2 protein-coding genes are annotated in these 1,164 nt (G+C 66.6%); both read right to left on the bottom strand.

Annotated elements, in window-relative coordinates:
* Position 1: 1 nt before the first annotated feature.
* Positions 2-592 (bottom strand): IS630 family transposase, encoded by a 591-nt coding sequence (locus ACZ6EG_RS34020; protein ID WP_469610528.1) that lies wholly within the window; start codon positions 590-592, stop codon positions 2-4.
* Positions 589-1,104: a winged helix-turn-helix domain-containing protein gene (locus tag ACZ6EG_RS34015; RefSeq protein ID WP_469610525.1), complete on the bottom strand. Its 516-nt coding sequence runs from the start codon at positions 1,102-1,104 to the stop codon at positions 589-591. Before ACZ6EG_RS34015 ends, ACZ6EG_RS34020 begins: the two co-directional genes overlap by 4 nt.
* Between the last annotated feature and the right edge of the window lie 60 nt (positions 1,105-1,164).

Here is a 1,164-nt window from a genome sequence, read left to right as displayed (position 1 = left end):
CTTACTGATCTTTTCGTAAGTTCGGTGGGTGTGGTGGGTGGATGGTCAGGCCGGTATGGGCGAGGAATGACCATGGCAGTTGGGGGTTGGTGTTGATGCGGTGGATGCCTTGCTCGGTGGCGTCGGCGACATCGGCGAGGTGGTCGCCGGCGAGGTTGGCGAGTTCACGCTTCTTGAGTGAGGACCACAGCAGTTCTACCGGGTTCAGCTCGGGAGCGTAGGCGGGTAATCGTTCCAGGGTGAGCCAGTCCTGTTCGGCGACCCAGGCCCGCATCGCCCGGCTCCAGTGGGCGGACAGGCCGTCCCAGACCAGGACCACTCGCTCGCCGCGGTAGAACACCTTCATCTGCTCCAGGACCTCGATGAGTGCGGCGGTGTCGTAGCTGCCGGGTTTGAGGTGGAAGCACAGGCGGGCCCCGCGATCGGGGACGGTGGAGTGGTAGCCCAAGGCCCCGGCCATCGACGCACGCTTCCAGTTCAGACGGTGCCGCAGGAGCGGAGTCCGCCCTCGGGGCGAGTAGGTGCGGCGGATCTGTGGGAGCAGGGAGACGCCTGATTCGTCGAGGAAGACGATCCAGGCACGTGTGTTCACGGCCCTTTTTTGATGCGCGGCCACTCGTGCGCGATCCAGCGGGCGATCTCCGATTCGTCCCGCTCGACCGCCCGCCGCTCGGGCCGTTGCAGGCTCCATCCCAGCCGGCCGGTCAGCAGCCGCCATACCGACGCCCTCGACAACACCACCCCCGTTGTCCGGGTGACGACCGCGCCGACTCGTTCCAGGGTCCACAGGTCGGCCTCGAAACCATGAGCCTGGGCACCTTGCCCCAACGCGGCCCGGACCATCTCGACCTGGGTGTCGTCCAGCTTGGGTGGGCGGCCGGTGGCTGCCCGTCGCCGCAGGGCCGAAGCACCGCCTTGCTCCCACACCCGTCGCCAACGCCGCACACTCTCGGCACACACCCCCACCGCCCTCGCGATCTCCGCATTCGAGACGCCGTCCTCGAACAACTCGACTGCCCGAACACGACGCGCCTCCGCCAACTGAGGCCGCGACAAAGGAGGAAGGGAGGCGCCGGCAACCGAAGAGGAAGGTTGATAAGCCACGCCGACAGCCTCCCACCCACACGCCCACCACACCCACCGAACTTACGAAAAGATCAGTAA

The organism is Streptomyces sp. NPDC041968 (assembly GCF_055589025.1).
Note: the sequence above shows the minus strand (reverse complement) of the source record. Positions and strands in the feature narration are given on the sequence as shown.